Below are 21872 nucleotides of genomic sequence, written 5' to 3' on the forward strand. Positions count from 1 at the left end.
ATGTCCCTACCTTCTCTCACCCTCTCTTGGACGAGTTCATCAAAAACTTGCCCACGAAAGTTGCTATGACGATCACCAAATAGAACTGTCCGACCAGCCCAATCATAATCACCAAACTCCTAGCTGCAGGTACCTGAGGCACAATATCACCGTACCCAATAGTAAGCATGGTCACAAAACTAAAATAAATCAAATCACTCATCCCAGCCCTACCTGGCGATACATTAGAAAAGGCATTGGGATAAATAAGATGAATGAGCAAAAACATCAGTGAACCAATGTACCCAACCAAAATGTAACCATCCATGGCTCCCACAATCTCGTTGATTTGGATACTCTTTTTTCCTACCAAATCACGAAACAGTTCGTAGGTCACAATCGCAATAAAAATAGAAAACAGACACAAGCCAAACTTATCAGTGCTCCGCCCCATAAAGTTGAACAATAGCCCCACAGCCCCCAATACACCAATAGCCATCACTGCCCTACGAAGCTTCTGTACTATAAGCATAGATGCCCAGAAAAGCAGCACATCAAAGAGCGGGTCAATGTAGCGATTGCCCAAATTAGAATTGAGAATAACAGGGATGAACAACTTGCCCAAAATAACGACAAATAGAATGATGTAGCGGTAGCGCATCACTGGATGTTCTTTGTACTTGGTATGAAACAACATATCCATTTTTGAAATGACCAATTGCTGAAACAAGAACCTCAATGAAGACCCTCCACAGCCTATACGTTCGAATATAGAAACATTTTTTTCTCATATTATAATCGGGATTCTTTTTAATTCCCCCCTCCATGAATATCTTGGTTATAAATCAACTGATACTATGAATTTCAAGAATCTGTCACTTTATTTTCTATTTGCCATTGGTTTTTCCTTACTGACTAGCTCTTGCATGAGTACCAAAGGATTGGTATTGGATGCAGTCTGGGAAAACGATATCTATGAACCAAAGTACTACAGAAACATTGCTGTATTTGGGCTCACCCAAAACAGAGAAGACAATGAAGAGTATGAAAACAAAGCCGTCAAATATTTCAAATCCAAAGGCATCAAAGCAATAGCAGGACACGAGATATACGATATACATACCGAAGGAAAAATCAACTCTACTCACCTCAAACGCTACATGTTTTCCTTAGGGTTTGATGGCATACTGACCTCAACTCTACTGCACAGCGACGGGAACGAAGACATGACAGACGAGGAACTGGAGCATTATTCTGAAGGAATCTATAAGTTTGGAGAATACTTTCAAGTGAGGTACACCGATGCACTCACTGCAGACAAAGAGCTGTTTGCGATCCTCGAGTCCAACTTCTACATGATCATGGACTACAATGATTTTGATGGAAGTGGGTTGGCTTGGATTTCACACTATCAAATCAGCAAAGAGATACAAGAAAATTTTCAAATAGATGAGTATGCCAAGACCATAGTCAAGAGCCTTTTTGAAGATCAAGTCATCCTCAAAAAGAAACCTGAAAATGAAGTCATCTCCATCCCTACTCAGCCCTAAAGCAAGACCGAGTAACACAATACGACGTGATTGAGACACTTAGCCTTGTCATATATTAATTTTAGAATATGACTTTTGGCAGCCTCCAATTTTTTCGCATCATTGACTATATTAGAGGTCAAGAGACAGGGAGCGAATACTCAAGTGCCTACATCACTCGCATCCCTTTCGATTGAATCCAGATTAAATTATTACACAACGTTAACACTAAATCAAATAGCATGAAGATACTCGTTTGTATAACCCACGTACCCGATACGACATCCAAAATCGCCTTTACAGAAAATAACACACAGTTTGATAAGACTGGCGTACAATACATTATCGGGCCCTATGACGACTATGCCCTCGCGCGAGCGGTAGAACTCAAAGAACAGACCAGCGGCAGCATCACTGTACTCAACGTCGGGGAAGCAGAAACAGAACCCACGCTACGTAAAGCCTTGGCTATTGGTGCAGATGATGCCATCCGAATCAATGCTGCACCCAAAGACTCCTACTATGTAGCCAACCAAATCTCTGCAATCGCTAAAGAAGGCCAATATGACCTGATCCTCATGGGTCGGGAGTCCATTGACTTCAACAACGGTGTAGTACACGGTATGGTCGGAGAACTGCTCGGCATCCCCTCTCTCTCTCCAATCATGACTTTGGAAATCGACGGCACCACTGCCAAAATGACCAGAGAAATCGAAGGAGGCAAAGAATCTCTGGAAGCCCAACTCCCTCTGGTACTCGGCTGTCAAGAACCCATCGCCGAATGGAAAATCCCAAACATGCGTGGCATCATGACGGCTCGTTCCAAGCCACTACAAGTCATAGATCCCTCAGATGACAGTACACGTACCTTACTCAAAGCCTACGAACAACCTGCTGCCAAGGGAGCTGTCAAGATGATCGATGCGGACAACGTCGCAGAATTGGTCAATCTCTTGAAAAACGAAGCGAAGGTAATCTAGTCTCTCGTTCAAGTCATTTTTTCAAACAAAGAACCAAAACAACATGTCAACATTAGCATTCATAGAAATATCAGAAGGAGAAATCAAGAAAACATCACTCGAAGCAGTCAGTTTTGCGGCGGGTATGGATACTGCTGTCACAGCCATCGCATTCGGCCAAGCCACTGAAGAAGCATTGCAAAAAGCAGGAGCAGCAGGAGCGACTAAAATCCTACACGTCAGTGATACAGCATACAACGAAGGCAATATCCAAGCCTATGCCACAGCCATCGCCCAGGCAGCTGAACAGGAATCTGCAGATACTGTAATCCTAGCCAACTCTTCGCTTGGTGACCCCGTAGCAGCTCGGTTGTCTATCAAAATGGAGGCATCACTTGCCAGCAATGTCATCGAACTCCCCGACACCACCAATGGCTTCACTGTCAAACGAAGCATCTACACCGGCAAAGCTTTCGCTAACGTAGATATGACAGAAGGAAAACGCATTCTAGGCATCAAAAAAAATGCGACTACTCTCAAAGAGGATGGTGGTCCTGCTACAATTGAGACCTTCACTCCCACGTCACAGGAGAATGACTTTAAAGTCAAAATTCTCTCTCAAGAAAAAGCCACAGGAGATGTACTACTTCCAGAAGCGGATATTGTCGTATCTGGTGGACGTGGACTCAAAGGCCCAGAAAACTGGGGTATGATCGAAGACCTAGCCAAATCACTAGGAGCTGCTACAGGTTGTAGCAAGCCCGTATCTGACATGGATTGGAGACCTCATCACGAACATGTTGGTCAAACGGGTATTAAAGTGGCTCCTTCTTTGTACATTGCGGTCGGAATTTCAGGAGCAATCCAACATCTCGCAGGTGTCAATGGTTCGAAATACATCGTCGTAATCAACAAAGACGAAGAAGCACCATTTTTCAAGGCAGCTGACTATGGGATCGTAGGAGATGCTTTTGAAGTCGTCCCTAAATTGACTGAAGCAATTAAAGCGATAAACGGATAAATTAGTTTGGAGAAAATAAAGTTAGATATCGTTGGTCTCTCGTCTAGTCACGCGCAATCAGGATCGTTTGCACTGGTACTTGGTGAGAGCAACGGCAAAAGAAGGTTACCCATTATCATCGGCATGTTTGAAGCGCAAGCCATCGCTATAGAGATCGAAAAAATCTCTCCCAATCGGCCCATGACTCATGATCTATTCAAATCCTTTGCAGGAAATTTCAACATCAAGATCAAACAAATATTAATATCTGACTTGAAAGAAGGCGTGTTCTTTGCTCGAATCATTTGCGAAGACACTGAAGGCAAAGTCGTAGAAATCGACTCTAGACCTTCGGATGCCATCGCCATCGGCATACGCTTCAATGCGGACATTTACACCAATGCCTCCGTGATGGAAGAGGCAGGCATCGTAGTGACCGATGAGTTCGAAGAAGAACTTGACACCATGGTCGTCAACGATGACGAAGAAGAAGATGCTCCTATCGGATCTCCAGAATACCTCAAAAATCAGAGCATCGATGGGCTGCAAAAATTACTCGATCAAGCTCTCAGCGAAGAGGACTATGAAAAAGCCGCCAAGATCCGTGACGAACTCAACCGCAGAAACTAGCAATAGTTCCTCTCAAAACATCAAAAGCCATGCATCATACGATGTATGGCTTTTTTTATGCAATAGAAACCACGCCATGAGACCGACCTTCCATGAGAAATCCTTGCAGCATAGCAAGTTAAAGCACCTCTACCTTGGCAGGATGATAGATCATCTGCAACATCTTATATAGATCAGGGTGTTTCTTTTCTAGCAACTGCGGCCGCTTGTGGTAGTACTCCGATATCACCGCAAAAAACTCTGCGTCATTGGTTGCCCCATATGGGTCTACATCCGATTGATTGTCTCGTATGCGTTGAATCTCTCGATGAACCAGCTTGGTCCATGGATTGACCATCTCTTTGGGTAGGAACAATTCCGGTATGCCATCGACATCCCCATCCGACTTGTCCAAAAGATGCGCAAACTCGTGAAAACCCACGTGATGTTTGTTGGTTTTGTTGTCAAACCCCTGATAAAGGGCCGGCTTGGAAAGTAACATAACATGGTCCATATTCCCGCCACTCCCTACCATCCCGAGGATATGATGGTCCGAACCTACTTGATAGTTTTCGTCAAAATGACTGGAATACACAATCACCTCTTGCAATTCACCGTACTGCCACTGAGGCAAATCCCAAAATGGCACGATGGAGCTAGCTGCCACTAACACACGACACTCATCATCCAGCTCGAAATCTACGGCTGTAATCTTGATCGTTTCAAAGAAATGAGTCACTCGCTGTTCGAACGCAACGCGTCCTATCTCGTCCAACTGTTGATAGAAAGGCACCTTAGCCACAAGTACTTCACGCCACGCATCCTCAAACCTCACCTGCTGGACACGAGACCGAGCCACCATCCTGTACAGCATACTGCCAATCACCAGTCCAACACACAAAAGCCACCAAGTAGCCAAACTACCACGATAGACACCTAGGACCATGATCAGTCCGACAAACAAAGCAAGACCAAAAAAAAGTTTAGTAGTAAAGGGAACGGCCCTTCTTGTAGTTTGTAGCAGATTCATAGTCATTTACTCATAGATTTTTTTACAACCATCCTCCTCCAATCATCGATGAGCCATGGCCAGTCATACGACCCTAAAACTAATCATACCACAGTACTGTCACAAACAAACACGAAAGGTATGTCACCAGCCAAGGTAGTGAATCACAAGGCACTCAAACACCCAACAAACTGATTAAAAACGATTTAACCAATACCCATTTATAGTAAAACCATAAAATAGGCCAAACGCTATTTTGTATTTTGACTCGAATCAGTTTACCTTTCTATTCGAGCATATACCGAAAACTCTCAGTGCTCAATCGACATATTCATTGCCACCAATACCTAGAAACATGCGACCATATCTACACTTAGCCCTTGCCCTGCTGACACTATCAGCTTGTCAAAAGCATCAAGACTCTAGCTCAAATGAACCCAGACCATCCCGACACATTGAACGCTACTTACTAGAGTACAACGATAAAATAACCCACGCCGCAAAAGTCAAATCGTTTGCCGAAATAAGCGCCTTTTATGATGAAGAATCCATCTTGATGGCAGAGTACAACCCAATGATTTTTTCCAAAAACAATATCAAAACATACTATGACACTATATTTTCCCGAGAGAATATCAAAGAATACTCTAGACAAACTGTCGACGTATTAGATCTTGATAGCAGAATCATTGAAATAGGTTTATTTACCAAAACACTGAACAACTCAGAAAAAATCAAAGGCAAATATTTCAATGTTTGGAAAATAGACAGCACAGGACGACTCATAATGCGAGCCGAATCATTTGGGTACCTAAATCAGATGGAAAACACATCCAATCTAGTAGTGGCTCAAGCAAGCCCCTCTATACCTAGAGCTATACCCATCCCTTGGGAACTAGAAGCCTACAACGCACTGAATGAAACCAACGTCATGGACAGAATCCCTCAAAAGTCTGCCAATGCCTATTCTGAGAATGCAATGTACCTTCCATTTGCTGACACAATCCAAACAGGAAAATCAACTTTGTTGGATCATTACAAAGCGTACTATCATCACCCAGCGAAAATAGATTCTATCCAAGTCACGACGTATGCTTATGACAAGGTGAAAAATGGATACATCAAATACGCTGGGTTCTATGTAGACTGGACCGTCCCTGGATTTTCTGGTCATACCGAAGGAAATGGAATATCTTATTGGCGCAGGGAAAAAGACAATTCCCTCAGAATACACCGGCAAATCGGACTACACCTTCACAATTGAAAAGGCGTATCAGCCTACTCAAGCACTTTACATCCTTATCTATTCAAGAACCCATTCCTAACTACCGATTATGACTACTACTTTGATCGGGCAAAACGGATCACTCCGTATTGCTGAGGGAAAGCCAATAGATCATTTCAATATTCATTGTTCGAAATTCGCTATTGAGTTTTTATAAAACACCCAGCTATTATGCATTTTTGAGGTAAAATTTGAATGATTGGAATAATGAATATCGCATGCTCCATCTCGAAGATTGATTTGTATCCCCAATTTCACAAACTGATCCGAAACACCTACTGATCCAGTAAAAGACCTAGACTCACTACCCTCCTATGCAAGCATGGGAGCTACTCCGAATCCTTGTCAGGGAATTAAGAGTAGCTCCGTAGATATTACCAACACTTCTAAATTGCAAACATTTACTTTTTACCCTTGGCATAGATCACTAGGGCAGCACTGAGGATTACCAAATTCTTAATGATGTATTGGCCTAAAAGGCTAAAGCCAAACGGAGGGTAAACAAACACTTGATCAGGAAATAACAATACTGGCGACAGTGTCCCGACAAGATGCCCCAGCAGAAAATACATCAACCATCGAGTACGCACTCTCAGTATCAGCAGTAGCCCCATCACAACCTCCCATGTAGCAAGTACTTTGATTAAAACACTCGGCACAATCAAATCAAAGGTCATAAGTCCCAACGTATCCGCTGCAAGAGATTCAGCAGGGCTGCTATTCGGAAAATACTTCAACACACCAAACCACAAGTAGATCACACCGATAGAAGACTCCAACAACACCACCCCATATCGATCAGCGAGGTATTGCACCCACAAGTCTATTCGGTTGGATAGTTCCTTTACACTCATCATGACAATTTTATAACCCTGCTTGCACTTGACTCATCGTATCTTCCTCCCCAAGGAGCTTTTGATACTTTTTCCAAATATCTTGTGCCACGTTGCGTCCAAGGTTCAATCCTTCGACATTGTCGGCCTGTATGTGGTAGCCTCCCATGACGCGAGAGATACCTGCCATTTCACCTGCCTGGGTAAAGGTTGGAAAATGCAAAGTCACCTTCTCTCCAAGGTTGTTGGGCTCGGTCATACTACCCGGTATCAACTCCACAGACGAGCCAAACTCGTCACTGCCTGTAAACAAACGCAGTGCCTCAGCACACCCCCCGCTGATGGTGCTATGACCAGATACATAACTCGGAAACGGAGGACACAGAAACGTGCTCGGAGAATACGGTCTCCACTCCTCCCCCTTCATCTGAGTCATCCCAACATCAGGCCCACCCCATGCTGTAATGGTCTGGTCACGATAATAGTCATGTACCAATGCAAACGGGCGAGCAAAATCATAGTACATCTTCGAATCCCAGCATGCAATAAACCCATCCATCGCCACGGCTTCAACATAAAAGTACATCTTGACGTCCTCGTCCAAGGTATGATGATCACGTAGTGATACTTGTTGGGCGAAATTCAACCAATGCCCCGCCTGCTGTACCGACTGAGGGCCATCCCTCATAAACTCCACCAAAGCTCGATTCTCGTCTGTAAGATTGGCTTGAAGATCAATTACTTCTTTGACCTCTAGCGCCAGTTGCTCAGAACCTACAGCAGGAGGTGGAGCAGGTCGATATTGACTAGAGGAATCTAACATAAGTGGTTTCACAAGTTGCCAATAAGGTGTCAGGCAGCTAGGAGCAAACTTCCCTCCTTTTCCATCTGCAAAATATTTGGGTTGCCAGCGTTGCAACGCCACGTTTTCTTCTACCGAATTGACCGGGCTATATTGGGTATAATCGTAGTACGGCTTGCCATCGGGCGACAGCTCTCCATATTGATTGGAACCATCATTACGGCGAGAAGCGATGACTGCTTTGGCAGCTAAATTACCGATTCCAACAGGTGTAGTAGGATCCAAAGACTCATCGCTGGGATCTAGACCGAGCGACAGCATGTACTCACGGTACATGGTAGAATCCGAGTAGTAGTACTCCGACATGGCACGGTATGCAGCATAGCTGATCGCTATTTCCTTGTTTCGTGTGGTGAGTTCTATACTTGGTCGGCGCTCTACACCGGTGAGGTAGACTGGAGATGCCTTCTCATCGTAGCGTGTCCATGCATCGAACACCGCGGTGAATATCAGCCCCAAAAAACGACTGGTAATCGTCGGTCTAGGCTTGAACATGTCCGTATCATTAGCGGTCGCCTTTAGTGCTATCTCACCCCACTTGTACGCGACATTGTCACGACCTATCGGGTCGTATGCTTCTGTTTGATCCTGCTTCGTATCACACCCTGTCATCATCAAGGCTACACATAGAACCATTAGTATCTGTCTTTTCATAATCTCTTCCATTTCTAATGGATTCAATTTTAGAGAAAATACAAATACAAATTCATGGAAAAGGATGAAGCACCACAAACAATGGATGAAACAGACCAATCAAAGGATGAAGCTCACTCCTGTATTTAGACTATTTAGACTATTTGGACAATCTACCGATACGTACCTTTTTGGTTTTCAATTTGGCATTGTTGAGTTGCTGAATCAATCGTGAAGATTGACTCTTAGGTACAGCGACAAAAGCAGCATCCTGCTTGAGTTCGATCATGCCCAGCTCGTCACGCTGCAAGCCTCCTTGCTTGAGAAACAACCCCGCTATATCTCCTTTTGAAATTTTATCTTTGCGTCCACCTGACAAATACAAGGTTTCCCAAGGGCTATTTTCAATCACGCGCCCACTCTGCAGTTGGATCTCTTCAGATTCTAGGACAAAATCTGGCAATTTTTCATTCTCCCATTGAAGCACATAAGCAGTACCATGGCTATTCATCCGCGCTGTACGGCCATTGCGGTGCGTAAACTCTTCCTCTTTGAATGGCATCTCAAAATGAATGATGAAATCCAATGCCGGCACATCAATCCCTCGAGCTGCCAAATCTGTAGCCACCAAGAGACGAGACGAACCATTTCGAAACTGAATCAGTGCCCGCTCACGATCTATTTGTTCCAACCCTCCATAGAAACAAACATGCTCGACACCATGCTGTCTCAAAAAGTCACTCACCCCCTGTATCGTATCCTTGAGGCTACAAAAAACAATCCCATTGCCTTCACCAGTATGCGCAAGGAGCTGTACGAGTGCATCGAGTTTGTTGCGCGACGAGGACAGTACACGCTGGATGCGCAACTGACTCTTGGTCGTTCCTAGAAAGTCCAACTGCTGTGACTCGTACAACCTCACAAAAGACGGAATCTCTACGCCTTGTGTAGCAGAGGTCAAAATCTTTTTTTTCAATCCTGGCATTGCATCTATAATCTCACGCATCTCCAATTCGAACCCCACTTCCAGCGACTTATCAAACTCATCCAATACTAGAGTTTGAATATCCTCAGTATATATGGCCTCCCGTCTGATATGATCTGCCACACGACCAGGCGTCCCTACCAAAATCGCCGGAGCATGCTTGAGATCCATTCGATCTTTGGATCCTGAGCGTCCTCCATATACTGCATTGGTTTTGTATCCACTCCCCATCTCACGGATGACTTGTTCGATCTGAATCGCTAATTCACGAGATGGTACCACTATGAGTACTTGGATCTGATCACTCTGGGGATCTAACCCTTCGATGATAGGCAACAAAAAAGCCAAAGTCTTGCCCGTACCCGTTGGTGATAGCAACACTACATCCGCATGCTTACGGATTGCTTCTTGCGCAGCAACCTGCATAGGGTTGAGAGCCTCGATTCCCAACTTGTCTAGAATCGCTTTTTGATCTTTGATTTTTTTCGCCATGAGGCAAAGGTATTCTAATTCGTCCACCCATCATTCTTTTTGCATATGCGAACGAATAAATGAACCCCGTCTCCTATTGCTATTATTCATTTCGCGCTCGACATCCTCTCGCTACTACATTACATGCCATTACCCACAATAATTAATGACGTCTCCCATAAAACAAATCAACCTGCTAAATATCAGTACCTTACAAACAATTTTCAGCACCTATTCATTGCATCTCTAGTGCTTTACTTGTATTTTGATGACAGATAACGGGTCTCAAACGAGGCTCTTTCCAACCTAAACATTTTAACCATGAAAAATGTACTTTCAGCACTTTGTGCTATGTTTCTCCTAGTATCTTGTCAAGACTCCCAGCTCTCCGAACAGACTGTAGATCCTTCGCAAAAAATATCCATCAAAATACCGGATATTCTGACCGAATATCAGGCCGCTTCGCGTCAAAAAATCACTCCTGTGACTCTCAAAGCGGCACTCAACAACAGCTTGTTTGCTCAATCCAACATCAAAGTCCAGGACATTCATGCTTTCAAAGCTGCAGATGCATACACGACAGTAGAGACGGTAGACCAACAATTTCAGAGCACCTTGCCTTCACGATGGGTGCCAGGTGATAGCAACCGAGATTGGAACGCCGACGGAGATCTCAACGATATAGACTGGGTATCTTTCACTCCATTTGCTACGGCCAACGGATTGTATGATGCTGAGCCCATCTATCGCAGCATGTATACCAAATGGCAAAACGACGGGTATTGCCAAACTGTGACAATAGACGAGATGATCTACGACTTCTCCATGGGCAACCCAAGTCTTATTCTTGATTTTGGATTGCCTAGTACAGGCAATCCGATTGCGGACATTTCAGTCGTCGGTTTCTTGCCAGCTTCAATCTTTGAAGCCGTATTAGGTGCAGAAAACATCCTTGGGGTAGCTTTTTCTTTTGTCTTTGTAGACGAAAATGGTGACCCCATCAAATCCACTCGTGGCAAAGAAGACAAGGCTTTCACAGAAGTATGGTTCAACGACGGATTCACCTGGGCCGACGGTGTAGGACAGGGAGGTATCGATCTCGAATCAGTCATTCTGCATGAATTTGGCCACACGCTCAACTTAGGTCACTTTGGCATATTGCAAGTATTCCATGAAACAGAAACAGGTCTATCTACCTACGTTTACCAACCCGTCAACACCATGAACGCCCTCTACATCGGAGAATCCCGAAACTTCCTAGGGCCAAACGACAAAGGCAACTTCTGCGAAGCATGGGGCAGCTGGCCTTGGAACTAAACCTCCAAGCATAGCAAAGAAGTAAACTAACACGAACAAAAAAAGGAGTACTGTTGAATCAGTACTCCTTTTTTTGTTCGTGCTTTTCTAGAAATGATTAGCTATGCTTCTTGTGCAAACCATCTAGCAGCAACTGTGCTCCCGCAGGGTTGGTGGCTAGTGGGATGTTGTGTACATCACACAGTCTCATCAACATCTGAATATCTGGTTCATGTGCATGTTTGCCAAGCGGGTCACGAAAAAAAAGCACCAAATCCAATTTCTTCTCCGCCACGAGCGTTGCAATCTGAGCATCCCCTCCTAGTGGACCTGAGAGAAATTTGTGTACTTTCAAGCCTCCTTTTTCGGCATGTGACCCCGTCGTCCCGGTAGCTACCAATTCTGCACCTTCTAGTTTGTCTTGATTCTCACGGAGGAAACCGACCATTTCGGCTTTCATTCCATCATGAGCAATTACAGCTATTTTCATGTATTCGTATCGTTAGTGTTTGACAATTGGGTTTAGAGTCGCTACTCAATCAAGACCGAACTGCGACTCTATTTCCTCAATAATAAAGCTTATTTCCAAGCTTTCCACTGATTGATCAAGCCATTGGTCGATCCATCATGTGATTCCACTTTTTCATCCCCATGCAGCTCAGGAAGTATCTGTCCAGCCAATTGCTTACCTAGCTCTACTCCCCATTGATCAAAACTAAACACGTTCCAGATGACCCCTTGTACGAATATCTTGTGCTCATACATAGCAATCAGTGCGCCTAAGTTGAATGGGGTCATTTTTTTGATCAAAATCGAATTGGTAGGTTGATTACCTTCAAACACTTTGAATGGCATCAATAAATCGATCTCCTCTTCTGACTTCCCTTCCTTCAGTAGTTCATTGACCACCTGCTCTTCCAATTTCCCCTTCATTAGAGCCTCAGTCTGCGCAAAGAAATTAGCTAGCAACTTGGGGTGATGATCACCCATTGGGTTTTGACTTTGAGCTGTCGCTATAAAATCCGACGCAATCAACTTCGTTCCTTGGTGAATCAACTGATAAAAAGCATGTTGACCATTTGTCCCAGGCTCTCCCCAGATCACTTGTCCCGTCTGAATTGCAATTGGCTCGCCATTTCGGTCGATAAATTTACCATTGCTTTCCATGTCTCCCTGCTGTAGATAGCTCGCAAAACGGTGCAAGTATTGATCATATGGCAATATCGCATGCGATTCTGCACCGAAGAAGTTGTTGTACCACACACCAAGCATTGCTAGGATCACGGGTAGATTATCTTCAAACGCCGTCTCTCGGAAATGCAAATCCATGGCTTCTGCTCCATTGAGTAATTCTTTAAAATTGTCAAACCCTACGGTCAATGCGATAGATGCGCCGATCGACGACCATAGTGAATATCTACCGCCTACCCAGTCCCAAAACTCAAACATATTGGCTGAATCGATACCAAAAGCTTCTACAGACTTTTGATTCGTCGACAGTGCGATGAAGTGCTTGGCTATCTCCGCTTCTGACTTAGCAAAATCCAAGAACCAATCTTTCGCCGATTGAGCGTTGGTCATAGTCTCTTGGGTAGTGAAGGTCTTGGACGCCACAATGAACAAGGTCTCTTCTGGATTCACTTTCTGCAACACTTGATGCAAGTGTGATCCGTCTACATTGGACACGAAGTGCGCCGTGATGCCTTCGACTGTATAGGGTTTCAATGCCTCTGTCACCATATAAGGCCCTAAATCAGACCCACCGATACCGATATTGACGATAGTATTGAGTGTCTTGCCCGAGTATCCTTTCAACTCTCCAGCATGAAACTTGTTTGCAAAGGCTTTCACCTTGTTGAGTTCAGTCTGAATGAGAGGTCTCACATCCTGCCCATCTACTAGAAGTGGTTCGGTACTGTTGCTACGCAGAGCCGTGTGCAATACCGCTCTATTTTCAGTTTCGTTGATTTTCTCCCCTGTAAACATCGCCTCGATGGCTTCCTTCAACTGACACTCTTCTGCGAGTTTCATGAGCAATCCCTTCGTCTCATCACTGAAGATATTTTTGGAGTAATCCACCAAAAACTCCTTCCACGTAATAGAAAATTTAGAAAATCGTTGTGGGTCATTGACAAACATCTCAATGATGGGCTCTCCAGAGATTTTGTCGAAGTGTTTTTCTAAGTCAGCCCAAGTATCAGTCTGCGCTGGATTTACTTTTGGAAACATTATGCAATTGTATTTTAAGTTTGAAAATTATCGTTCTCCTAGCAAACGATATCTTTGATTTCGTACAGTGCGTTGACTACTACAGTGGCCTGACTCAAGTCTTGCTTCCCAGAATTGACATTCTGATAACCAATAGACTGCATACCCGCAGCTTGCGCAGCTAGAATTCCATTGTGAGAATCCTCAATCACCACGCACTGGTGAGCTTTCAAGCCAAGTCTTTCTGCTGCCAACAAGAATATATCAGGATTGGGTTTTGCCTGTTTTACCTCATCACTACTCACATACCCGGTGAAGTATTTTGAGATGCCAAATTTATCTAAAACCAAACGAATATTATACCCTGTAGCAGAAGAAGCTACGATCATTTTTTTGTGTAGGCTTTGGAAATGCTCTAGGAGATCAAGAATACCAGCAATCGGTGCCAAACTGCGCTCTTCGATATAGGTCAGGTACCGATGATCGGACTCCTCAGTCAACGACCGATAATCCTCCTGCCACGCAAACCGCAGAATAAAATCCTTCCACATGACTGAAGTTTTTTGTCCTACATATGTATTGTGTATGTCGGCAGTAATAGCGACTCCTCGCTCATGAAGCATCTCATCTACCACCTCTCTGCAGATGGGTTCGCTATCAATAATCACCCCATCCATATCAAACAAAATGGCTTCACACTCCCCAGAAAACAATGGATTCATCAACGAAAGATCATTACTCCGATCTTCAAATCAAAGGAAATGGGCAACGGATAATTATCGAAATTATCATGAAGCCCTGTTCCAGAGACCACCATCCCTGATTGTGCTTCTATGTTTGGTGAAATATCCTTGAACTTACGCCTGAAATTAACCCCTGCCTCTATAAACAGCTTGTCCTCTGCAAAGGTCAATCGATAGCCTAACATGAAATACACTGTATGTACAATGGCTTGATATTCTTGATCTACATTCTTGTAATAACGAGAACCTCCCTCTTCAATACGTAAAATATAGCTATAATCATATTTCGAATTCAAATAAGAATACCCCACACCTAAGAAAGGTTGATGATTTCCTGACAAGAAATAGTACTTTGTCTCTCCAGAGACTGCATAGCCCTGTTTCTGCTCTAATTCTGGCTCTTCATAAAAAAGTGCAGAGGGGACAAACAAGACACCAAACAATCCATCATTAAAAAAATTGTTCCTAGCCCAAACTTCTGAATCCAGCACGGGACCCGCTCCTACTTCCATACTCCATTGTTCATTGATACGTACTTGCCCAGACAGCATAAAAGTACTATAGTTACCCAGGAGAGAAAACAAATTGACAGCCACCCCTCCAGCAACACTTCTTTTACTTTGAATGACCGTATGGACATTTGTTGTATCCTGTTGTGCGATTATCCACTGAGAAGTGACACAGACCAAAGCTAATGACAGGGCTACTCTACGAGTATAGTTGGTTTTCATAACTTAGTAGTTAATTTGGCTCAATATGATAAAACTCCCATCCGTTTGCACCTTGACTTGCACCAATCCTGTCTCAGTAGTGATGATCAAGTTGTCCTCATCCCGGATAAAATCAATGGCTTTGATATCTCCATAAGCTCCAATAGACTGTATAGAGTTGACATCCGCTACATTGAACACACGCATACCGTTGTTTCCTTGTCCCACAAACAAATAATCATCGAATAACACCAAGCCATATGGAGACGAAACATTGACAGACTGAACCAAAGTAGGAGCCATCACATCGGTCAAATCAACAACATCCAGTACATCATTGCCTCCACCACAACCCGCACTCGTACGAAGCGTAGTGTAGGCATACTTACCATCTGATACTACAGGATCACATCCCGTAAAATGCTCATACGAAGACAAATATTTTGGGTCAATAGGGTTACTGACATCATAAAACAAGACTGCTGTGGTCGTGCCCAAGTAAAGCACATCTCCTAACCGATAGATGGTCTCAACTTCTCTGTCCACGTCCAACTTCACCTCGCGCTTTACATTTTCAAAATCCGTCACATCAAAAACCGAGAGAGAAGATTTCTCAATCACATACAAGTGTGTCTGATCAATATAAAACTTAGCGATAGACCCGCTCGTAGAGACCGCTTGTTGATCAAAACTAAAGTCCGCATCTCCTTCGTTACATGAAATGAGTATTCCCAAAAGAAGTATACTCACAATATTCTTAAGTTGGTTTTTCATATCAATAGTAACATTTAGGATTGGACAATACGCTCTTTTCCCAGCCAATAACTATCCCCTTCTCATCTTCGACACAATCAAAATAATACCCTGGCTCAGGTGGAAAAATAGTCAAATCTATTTGATCATCCCCTCCAAACACACCTTCTATGCGCCTGACTTCAATACTCTCCTCTGCATTGATGGACAATGCCAAAAGATCTTGTCCTGAATCAGCATAAACCACATTGCCCTTCGCTGCGATGTTTTGATTCATCGGAATATTGAAGAAACCAATATTCTTAGGGCTAGTAGGGTCTGTATTATCCAAAATATGAAAACCATCCCCTAACTCAGAGATAAAAATAAAGTGTTGATACTTATAAATATTGCGAGGGTTCTCGAAATCTACCGGATCAGTGATTTCGATCTGAAGCTGCTCTTCACCATAGATAGGCTTATAGCCTTCAATTTCTCCTTGATCAAACTCAGGAACTTCATCATAGTAGCAAGAATTCAACAAGAATCCCAGACCAAACAACAGGATCAATTTAAACAGGGTTGTGCGCATAAGGCAATAGGTTGATTTAATAAATTAAAGATAGCAATAACTTCTATAAGTAACTATCGCTAGCTCTAGTGGTTTTTGATACGTTTGATATACCACTTCACGCCAAAAGCCGCCACCCACGTCCCCAAAGCAATCAGGGCATATTCTAGTTCAAGAGTTTCTGACCGCAAGCTCACATAAAACGTCCAGATGGTCACGGCAAACAATACCCAATACAACACCGTCAATACCTTCACTATATTCATTTTCCTCGTTCTTTGATTAGTTGCAAATAACTACCTATATGGTCATTGGATAGCAAAACGGCCAAATTGTACTGTTTGAGTTTCCAGCCCTCGTCGGTATAGAAAAAAACGCCCGAACCACGACATGGCCCCATCCAAGTATCAAGTACTTCTTCAAACCATGCCATTTTCTTGTCTTCTGACAAAAACACCTGTCTACGTACAGGATCAAAGGCCCAGGTTTCCTTTTTCTCAAAATAAGGTTTACAAAACGCCAAAAATTCAGCCTTGGTCCATACTTCGGCAGCATCTGTTCCTAAATAATATCCATCCTCGGCAATCAACTCCATATATGCCTCTAGGTCCGCTTGTGCCGCGGCATCATGCCACACATCAAGGAGCTCACCAAGTTCTTTTTCTTGTCCAAAAGCCATGGATGACACCCACATCAACAAAAACATTACGCCATATCTCATTCTTTCACCTCTTTTACTTTCAATGAATTACCTTCTTCGCCAATAACCTCTACCGGTGAGCCCTTCTCTATATATTCCCCTCTACTAAAAGCATCGTGGATATCTCCATCAATCATGACTTTGCCACTAGGTCTCAATATCGTGTAACTAACGCCTTGTCGTCCAATGAAAGACTCTTTCTTAAAATTGGAAGTATACCCAGCAGAAGCTTTCATCACGTCGGGCAAAGCTACCCGCTGAAACACCTTGGATTGCGTCAAGCGTACGCCTCCGACAAACATCACTATAAATCCTCCAATCAACCCCAAGAAAGTCGTCAAAGCAGCTGTGGCGACTTTCTCCGCTGGGACAAAAGAAAAGTCAAACAGGTCGTTGTTGAGCATTACCAAAACCAAGGACCCAGTAGTCAATAAGATTCCAGAGATCCCTGCCACACCAAACCCTGGTATCACAAATATCTCCAGTGCAATCAAGATGACTCCTATAAAAAACAGAGACAGTTCCCAGTACTCGGCCAACCCATTGAGGTAGTAGGGCACAAAATATAATACCAACGCAACCAATGCTGCCAATATTGGAAAACCTACTCCTGGCGTTTGCAATTCAAAATATATTCCTCCCAAAATCACTAAAATCAAAATGCCGCTCACAAAAGGATTGATAAAGATCGCGATCACACGATCTGAAATACTCAGCTCGAAATCGTATACCTCATACTTTTCGACTCCCGATCGCGCCATGATTTGGTCTACCCCACTCACTTGCGCTTCACAAAAACCGTATTTGATTGCTTCTGTAGTTGAAAAAGTAATCACTTTACCCGTAGAGGAGACCCCGTCAACCTCAATCGTTTCATCCACCATCGCTTCAGCGATCTGTGGGTTGCGTCCCGTGGCCTCCGCAGTAGATCGCATGATGGACCGCATGTAGGATTGGTACTTATCTGGGGCAGCCGCGCCATCCTGTGTCACGACGGTCGCTGCTCCAATCGAAGCTCCTGCAGCCATATAGATACTGTCACAAGCGATAGAAATCAATGCTCCTGCCGAAGCAGCATCTTTATTGATGTAGACATAGATGGGCTGCTCGTACTCAAGCACCAGCGTACGGATGTCATCGGCATCATTGAGTGCACCGCCATAAGTATCCATCTCGATGACCACATAATCTGCCTCGATCTCGTGGGCCTTTTCCAATGCCAATTGGGTATATCGGTTTGCCCGCGGATCGATCTCAGCGTCCAATTTCATTCGAAACACCAGCGTACTGTCTCCCTCAGCATATCCCAACGAAACTCCTGCCAACAAACTGGCAATAACGAAAAAAAAGCATCTCATTGTCTTCATCCGAATTGTTGTCATAAATTTGAAAATACGATAGCAATACTATCGAATAATGCTCTAATTTGTCCATTTAATTTAAGCTATAGCAAATTTTGTCGAAGACCACTCCGCTTTCACATCTCGAACTCGCTCTTTCTGGCCCCATTTTGTACCTATTGCCTGACGAATCGGGCCAGCACCTTGTCGTTGAATTTCTAGCAGACGACCTTCCTGTTTTCTACTGGATTGATTTGCACCAAAAAGCCATCACCAAAGAACTGCACGTCGCTTCAGAATATAAAAACATCGTCTTACACTCCTTTTCCGAGGACTACATTTTGACGCAACGATTTTCGGATCAAAACAACCCCAACTCCGTAGAAATCTTCAAGTTCGAATGGAACAACCCTGAACCTACATTTGTCCAGATAGACTCGCAAATACTAACACACGGTGCAGGCTGGATCGAGACTCCTCACCCCCATTTCCAAGGTAAAACGGTCTTCATCGACCTGACTACAGGACGATCGACTGATAAAACCCTACCCGCATCACCCTACGAAACATCACACGTACAATTCCCAGTAGCCTACTCAGACCAATCCCAATATTTTGATTGGTTTGAGAAACTACTCGTCAAAAACGACCATACACCAGTCAAATCCTGTGAGTACCTAAAACACAAAGACACCCTAGTACTATCCTACTACGTCATCGAAAACAAAAAATTATTGAATTATCTCCTCATCATGAACCAGAAAGGGGAAGCATTGGATAGATTTTTGTTAGCGGGTGGACTAAAGGGGATTGGAAAAGACACCTTCTTCCTTACGCACAACCAACTTATTTTCGTCACAGATAAACACATACTGAATGTCATCGAATTATAAATCACTGCTCTTTGTAATGATTCTCTCACTCATGACCTCCTTGGTCTTAGCGAGTCCTCTTGATAGTTTGCGCATCGAGAAAATCAAAGGCAAGCGATTCATCGTTCATCGCGTGGAGCCCAAAGAGACTCTCTATGCTATCTCCAAACGCTACAATGTGAAAATCTCACAACTAGAGAAATATAATCCCACGATCAAAGATGAAGGTCTCAAGATGTATGCAGAGTTATTCATTCCTTATTCTGAAAAAAATAAAAACGACAAAGAACAGCAAGCTACATCATTGCCTCCAAGTGCTACCCCCTCAGTCGAAGCTCAAGAGAAGATTCACATCGTGCAGCCAGGAGAAACTTTATTTGCTCTCTCACGCCTCTATGGCACCCCTGTGGACTCGCTACGAGAGTACAATCAACTCTCTTCCAACAATATTGGGATTGGTGACACTATCCGATTGATCACCCAGCCTATTACCCGTCCCCAACCGACAATGACTACATCGGCAGAACCAGTAGACACGGCACTCTACCATGTGGTACAACCTTCCGAAACCTTGTTTCGCATCTCGAAAACTTACAACCTCTCACTAGATGATTTGGTAGAATGGAACCACTTGGCTACCTACAATCTAGACATTGGCCAAAAGCTCATCATTGCCAAGGATGCTCCTGCATGGAGGAAGGACACTATCAAATCACCCATCAACGTAGCACTGCCCTCTCCTCCCAAAAAGAACCCTGCTCTTGATACCATATTTGTAGAAACGGACAATGCGCCTATCAAAACCAAGTCCACCGTCAATAGCTATGGAGAAACTGAAATTCAAGAAGAGGGTTTCATCATGGAAATCGAAGACACCGACCACACAAGCAAATTTCTCGCCCTACACAAAAGTGCTCCTTTGGGTACTGTCATCAGAGTCAAAAATCAAATGAATGGTCGAATAGTAGAAGTTCGTGTCGTAGGCACTCTACAAAACACAGGACTAAACAAAAACGTCATGATGCGCATTTCCAACGCCGCATTCAAAGGGTTAGGCGCTTTGGATTTCAAAGTCCCAGTCATAGCATCCTATACGAAAATATGATCCGTGACGAACTGAAAGACTTTCTGGACGAAAAAGTCTCACACTACAATTGTCCAGACTTCATCGCAGATGACCCCATATCTATCCCTCATACCTACAGTAAGTCACAGGATATAGAGATTGCTGGGCTTTTTGCAGCGACTCTTGCTTGGGGCTTGAGAAAAACCATCATCAAAAAATGCAATGAACTACTCGCTATGATGGATCATGCTCCATACGACTTCATCATCCATCATACTACAAAGGACCTCAAACCTTTCTTGCAATTCAAGCATCGTACCTTCAATCCCACAGACACCTTGTATTTCATCGCGTTTTTACGACAACATTACAGTCAGCATGAATCATTGGAGTCAGCGTTTGTACACCCGCACCTATCTGGAATCAAGGCTGGTTTAGAACATTTCCATGAGCAATTTTTCAGTTTGGACTATGCACCAGATCGAACCAAAAAACATATCTCTACACCAGCCCGAAAATCAGCTTGCAAACGCCTCAACATGTACCTCAGATGGATGGTACGAAAAGACCAACAAGGTGTAGATTTTGGATTATGGCACACACTCTCCCCCTCAGAGCTCATCTGTCCTCTCGATATTCACGTACAACGTACCGCACACAAACTATTGCTACTCAAACGTACACAAAGTGATTGGAAGGCCGCCGAAGAGCTAACTGACCAACTCCGCAAAATGGACCCCACTGATCCGGTAAAATACGACTTTGCCCTATTTGGCTTAGGTGTAATGGAGAAATTTTAGACTTTCCAAGTCGAAGGGTCCAATCTCCAAGCCTTCAGAGACTCTAATGCTTGCGCATCGACATAGTTCTCTTGGATCGCAATATCTAACAAAACATCGTACCCTGACAAAGTAAAATAGTCTACCTCCGCAGCAGACAAATTGGTATCTGCATCTGGAAAGCCGTATGTAAAGATCGCAGCTAGTCCCATCACCTTCATCTTAGCCTCTCTCAGGGCCTCTATAGCACGAATAGAACTACCGCCTGTAGAGATCAAGTCCTCAATCACCACGACATTCTTACCTTCTCTCACCTGTCCCTCGATACGATTGGTCATCCCATGTGACTTGGCCTTGTCACGCACATAAATGAAGGGCAAATTCATCGCTTCGGCAATGATTGCTCCCTGAGGAATACCAGCTGTAGCTACACCAGCTATCATCTCTACCTCTGGATATCTCAATTTGATATCCTGAACGAAGGCATTTTTGATCATGGTACGCAGGTCAGGATAAGACAACGTCATGCGGTTGTCACAGTAGATAGGTGAGTTCCACCCTGAGCTCCACTTGAACGGGTCATTGGGACTCAATTTGATGGCTTTGATTTTCAAAAGCTCCGACGCGATTCTTGATCGAAGAGCGGGGTTTGATCCTTGGTTACTCATGCTGCGAAATTAGCAATATTTTAACCTAATCTG

Annotated in this window: 24 protein-coding genes; 9 read left to right on the forward strand and 15 right to left on the reverse strand. The window is 43.8% G+C overall.

What is annotated here, in order from left to right:
* Positions 1-16: 16 nt before the first annotated feature.
* Positions 17-676 (reverse strand): potassium channel family protein, encoded by a 660-nt coding sequence (locus BFP72_RS09120; RefSeq protein ID WP_221406498.1) that lies wholly within the window; start codon positions 674-676, stop codon positions 17-19.
* Between the two features lie 160 nt (positions 677-836).
* Between BFP72_RS09120 and BFP72_RS09125 the strand changes: the two genes are divergently transcribed.
* The 4 genes from BFP72_RS09125 to BFP72_RS09140 all read left to right on the forward strand — a co-directional run bounded on the left by BFP72_RS09125 (position 837) and on the right by BFP72_RS09140 (position 4097).
* The gene (locus tag BFP72_RS09125; protein WP_143520008.1) at positions 837-1529 is read left to right on the forward strand and encodes a hypothetical protein; all 693 of its coding nucleotides are present in this window, start codon (positions 837-839) and stop codon (positions 1527-1529) included.
* Positions 1530-1750: 221 nt separating this feature from the next.
* Positions 1751-2488, forward strand: a complete 738-nt coding sequence (locus BFP72_RS09130) for an electron transfer flavoprotein subunit beta/FixA family protein (protein ID WP_099598845.1) — start codon at positions 1751-1753, stop codon at positions 2486-2488.
* Between the two features lie 43 nt (positions 2489-2531).
* The gene (locus BFP72_RS09135; protein ID WP_099598846.1) at positions 2532-3488 is read left to right on the forward strand and encodes an electron transfer flavoprotein subunit alpha/FixB family protein; all 957 of its coding nucleotides are present in this window, start codon (positions 2532-2534) and stop codon (positions 3486-3488) included.
* Between the two features lie 6 nt (positions 3489-3494).
* Positions 3495-4097 (forward strand): bifunctional nuclease family protein, encoded by a 603-nt coding sequence (locus BFP72_RS09140; protein WP_099598847.1) that lies wholly within the window; start codon positions 3495-3497, stop codon positions 4095-4097.
* A gap of 118 nt (positions 4098-4215) precedes the next feature.
* Here the strand turns inward: BFP72_RS09140 and BFP72_RS09145 are convergent, their stop codons facing one another.
* Complete coding sequence (locus BFP72_RS09145) at positions 4216-5112, reverse strand: zinc-dependent peptidase (protein ID WP_099598848.1); 897 nt, start codon at positions 5110-5112, stop codon at positions 4216-4218.
* Positions 5113-5440: 328 nt separating this feature from the next.
* Between BFP72_RS09145 and BFP72_RS09150 the strand changes: the two genes are divergently transcribed.
* Positions 5441-6349: a hypothetical protein gene (locus BFP72_RS09150; protein ID WP_099598849.1), complete on the forward strand. Its 909-nt coding sequence runs from the start codon at positions 5441-5443 to the stop codon at positions 6347-6349.
* A gap of 422 nt (positions 6350-6771) precedes the next feature.
* On the opposite strand, the gene BFP72_RS09155 is transcribed toward BFP72_RS09150, so the two are convergent.
* The 3 genes from BFP72_RS09155 to BFP72_RS09165 form a co-directional block, all read right to left on the reverse strand.
* Positions 6772-7227 carry a doxx family protein gene (locus tag BFP72_RS09155; protein WP_143520009.1) on the reverse strand — a complete coding sequence of 152 codons (456 nt, stop codon included), beginning with the start codon at positions 7225-7227 and terminating at the stop codon, positions 6772-6774.
* 7 nt (positions 7228-7234) lie between these two features.
* Entirely contained in the window at positions 7235-8719 is a 1485-nt protein-coding gene (locus tag BFP72_RS09160) for a vanadium-dependent haloperoxidase (protein ID WP_099600737.1), read from the reverse strand.
* 139 nt (positions 8720-8858) lie between these two features.
* Positions 8859-10202: a DEAD/DEAH box helicase gene (locus BFP72_RS09165; RefSeq protein WP_255397183.1), complete on the reverse strand. Its 1344-nt coding sequence runs from the start codon at positions 10200-10202 to the stop codon at positions 8859-8861.
* 273 nt (positions 10203-10475) lie between these two features.
* Between BFP72_RS09165 and BFP72_RS09170 the strand changes: the two genes are divergently transcribed.
* Positions 10476-11471, forward strand: a complete 996-nt coding sequence (locus BFP72_RS09170) for a hypothetical protein (protein WP_099598852.1) — start codon at positions 10476-10478, stop codon at positions 11469-11471.
* Between the two features lie 97 nt (positions 11472-11568).
* Here the strand turns inward: BFP72_RS09170 and BFP72_RS09175 are convergent, their stop codons facing one another.
* From BFP72_RS09175 to BFP72_RS09215, 9 genes are all read right to left on the reverse strand, one after another.
* On the reverse strand, positions 11569-11940 hold the full coding sequence (locus BFP72_RS09175) for a methylglyoxal synthase (protein ID WP_099598853.1): 372 nt from the start codon (positions 11938-11940) through the stop codon (positions 11569-11571).
* An 89-nt stretch (positions 11941-12029) separates the two neighbouring features.
* Positions 12030-13679, reverse strand: a complete 1650-nt coding sequence (gene pgi / locus BFP72_RS09180; RefSeq protein ID WP_099598854.1) for a glucose-6-phosphate isomerase — start codon at positions 13677-13679, stop codon at positions 12030-12032.
* 38 nt (positions 13680-13717) lie between these two features.
* A complete protein-coding gene (locus BFP72_RS09185) occupies positions 13718-14380 on the reverse strand; it encodes an HAD family phosphatase (RefSeq protein ID WP_099598855.1) in 663 nt (220 codons plus the stop codon).
* Positions 14380-15132 (reverse strand): hypothetical protein, encoded by a 753-nt coding sequence (locus tag BFP72_RS09190; protein ID WP_099598856.1) that lies wholly within the window; start codon positions 15130-15132, stop codon positions 14380-14382. The genes BFP72_RS09185 and BFP72_RS09190 overlap by 1 nt, the downstream gene beginning before the upstream one ends.
* A gap of 3 nt (positions 15133-15135) precedes the next feature.
* Positions 15136-15885: an LVIVD repeat-containing protein gene (locus BFP72_RS09195; protein WP_099598857.1), complete on the reverse strand. Its 750-nt coding sequence runs from the start codon at positions 15883-15885 to the stop codon at positions 15136-15138.
* A gap of 1 nt (position 15886) precedes the next feature.
* Entirely contained in the window at positions 15887-16435 is a 549-nt protein-coding gene (locus BFP72_RS09200; RefSeq protein WP_099598858.1) for a hypothetical protein, read from the reverse strand.
* A 65-nt stretch (positions 16436-16500) separates the two neighbouring features.
* Positions 16501-16680 (reverse strand): hypothetical protein, encoded by a 180-nt coding sequence (locus tag BFP72_RS09205; RefSeq protein WP_099598859.1) that lies wholly within the window; start codon positions 16678-16680, stop codon positions 16501-16503.
* A complete protein-coding gene (locus tag BFP72_RS09210; protein WP_099598860.1) occupies positions 16677-17135 on the reverse strand; it encodes a nuclear transport factor 2 family protein in 459 nt (152 codons plus the stop codon). Before BFP72_RS09210 ends, BFP72_RS09205 begins: the two co-directional genes overlap by 4 nt.
* A complete protein-coding gene (locus BFP72_RS09215; protein ID WP_255397184.1) occupies positions 17132-18481 on the reverse strand; it encodes a nodulation protein NfeD in 1350 nt (449 codons plus the stop codon). The genes BFP72_RS09210 and BFP72_RS09215 overlap by 4 nt, the downstream gene beginning before the upstream one ends.
* 89 nt (positions 18482-18570) lie before the next feature.
* Here BFP72_RS09215 and BFP72_RS09220 point away from each other — a divergent pair, with 89 nt between their 5' ends.
* Genes BFP72_RS09220 through BFP72_RS09230 form a run of 3 tightly spaced genes read left to right on the forward strand, consistent with a single transcriptional unit; the run spans position 18571 to position 21192 of the window.
* On the forward strand, positions 18571-19347 hold the full coding sequence (locus tag BFP72_RS09220; RefSeq protein WP_099598861.1) for a hypothetical protein: 777 nt from the start codon (positions 18571-18573) through the stop codon (positions 19345-19347).
* Positions 19331-20431, forward strand: a complete 1101-nt coding sequence (locus BFP72_RS09225) for a LysM peptidoglycan-binding domain-containing protein (protein WP_099598862.1) — start codon at positions 19331-19333, stop codon at positions 20429-20431. Before BFP72_RS09220 ends, BFP72_RS09225 begins: the two co-directional genes overlap by 17 nt.
* The gene (locus BFP72_RS09230; RefSeq protein WP_099598863.1) at positions 20428-21192 is read left to right on the forward strand and encodes a TIGR02757 family protein; all 765 of its coding nucleotides are present in this window, start codon (positions 20428-20430) and stop codon (positions 21190-21192) included. The genes BFP72_RS09225 and BFP72_RS09230 overlap by 4 nt, the downstream gene beginning before the upstream one ends.
* On the opposite strand, the gene pyrE is transcribed toward BFP72_RS09230, so the two are convergent.
* Positions 21189-21839: an orotate phosphoribosyltransferase gene (gene pyrE / locus BFP72_RS09235; RefSeq protein WP_099598864.1), complete on the reverse strand. Its 651-nt coding sequence runs from the start codon at positions 21837-21839 to the stop codon at positions 21189-21191. The two genes, BFP72_RS09230 and pyrE, sit on opposite strands and share 4 nt — an antisense overlap.
* Positions 21840-21872 lie beyond the last annotated feature (33 nt).

Origin of the sequence: Reichenbachiella sp. 5M10 (genome assembly GCF_002742335.1) — a bacterium.
Taxonomy (GTDB): Bacteria; Bacteroidota; Bacteroidia; order Cytophagales; family Cyclobacteriaceae; genus Reichenbachiella.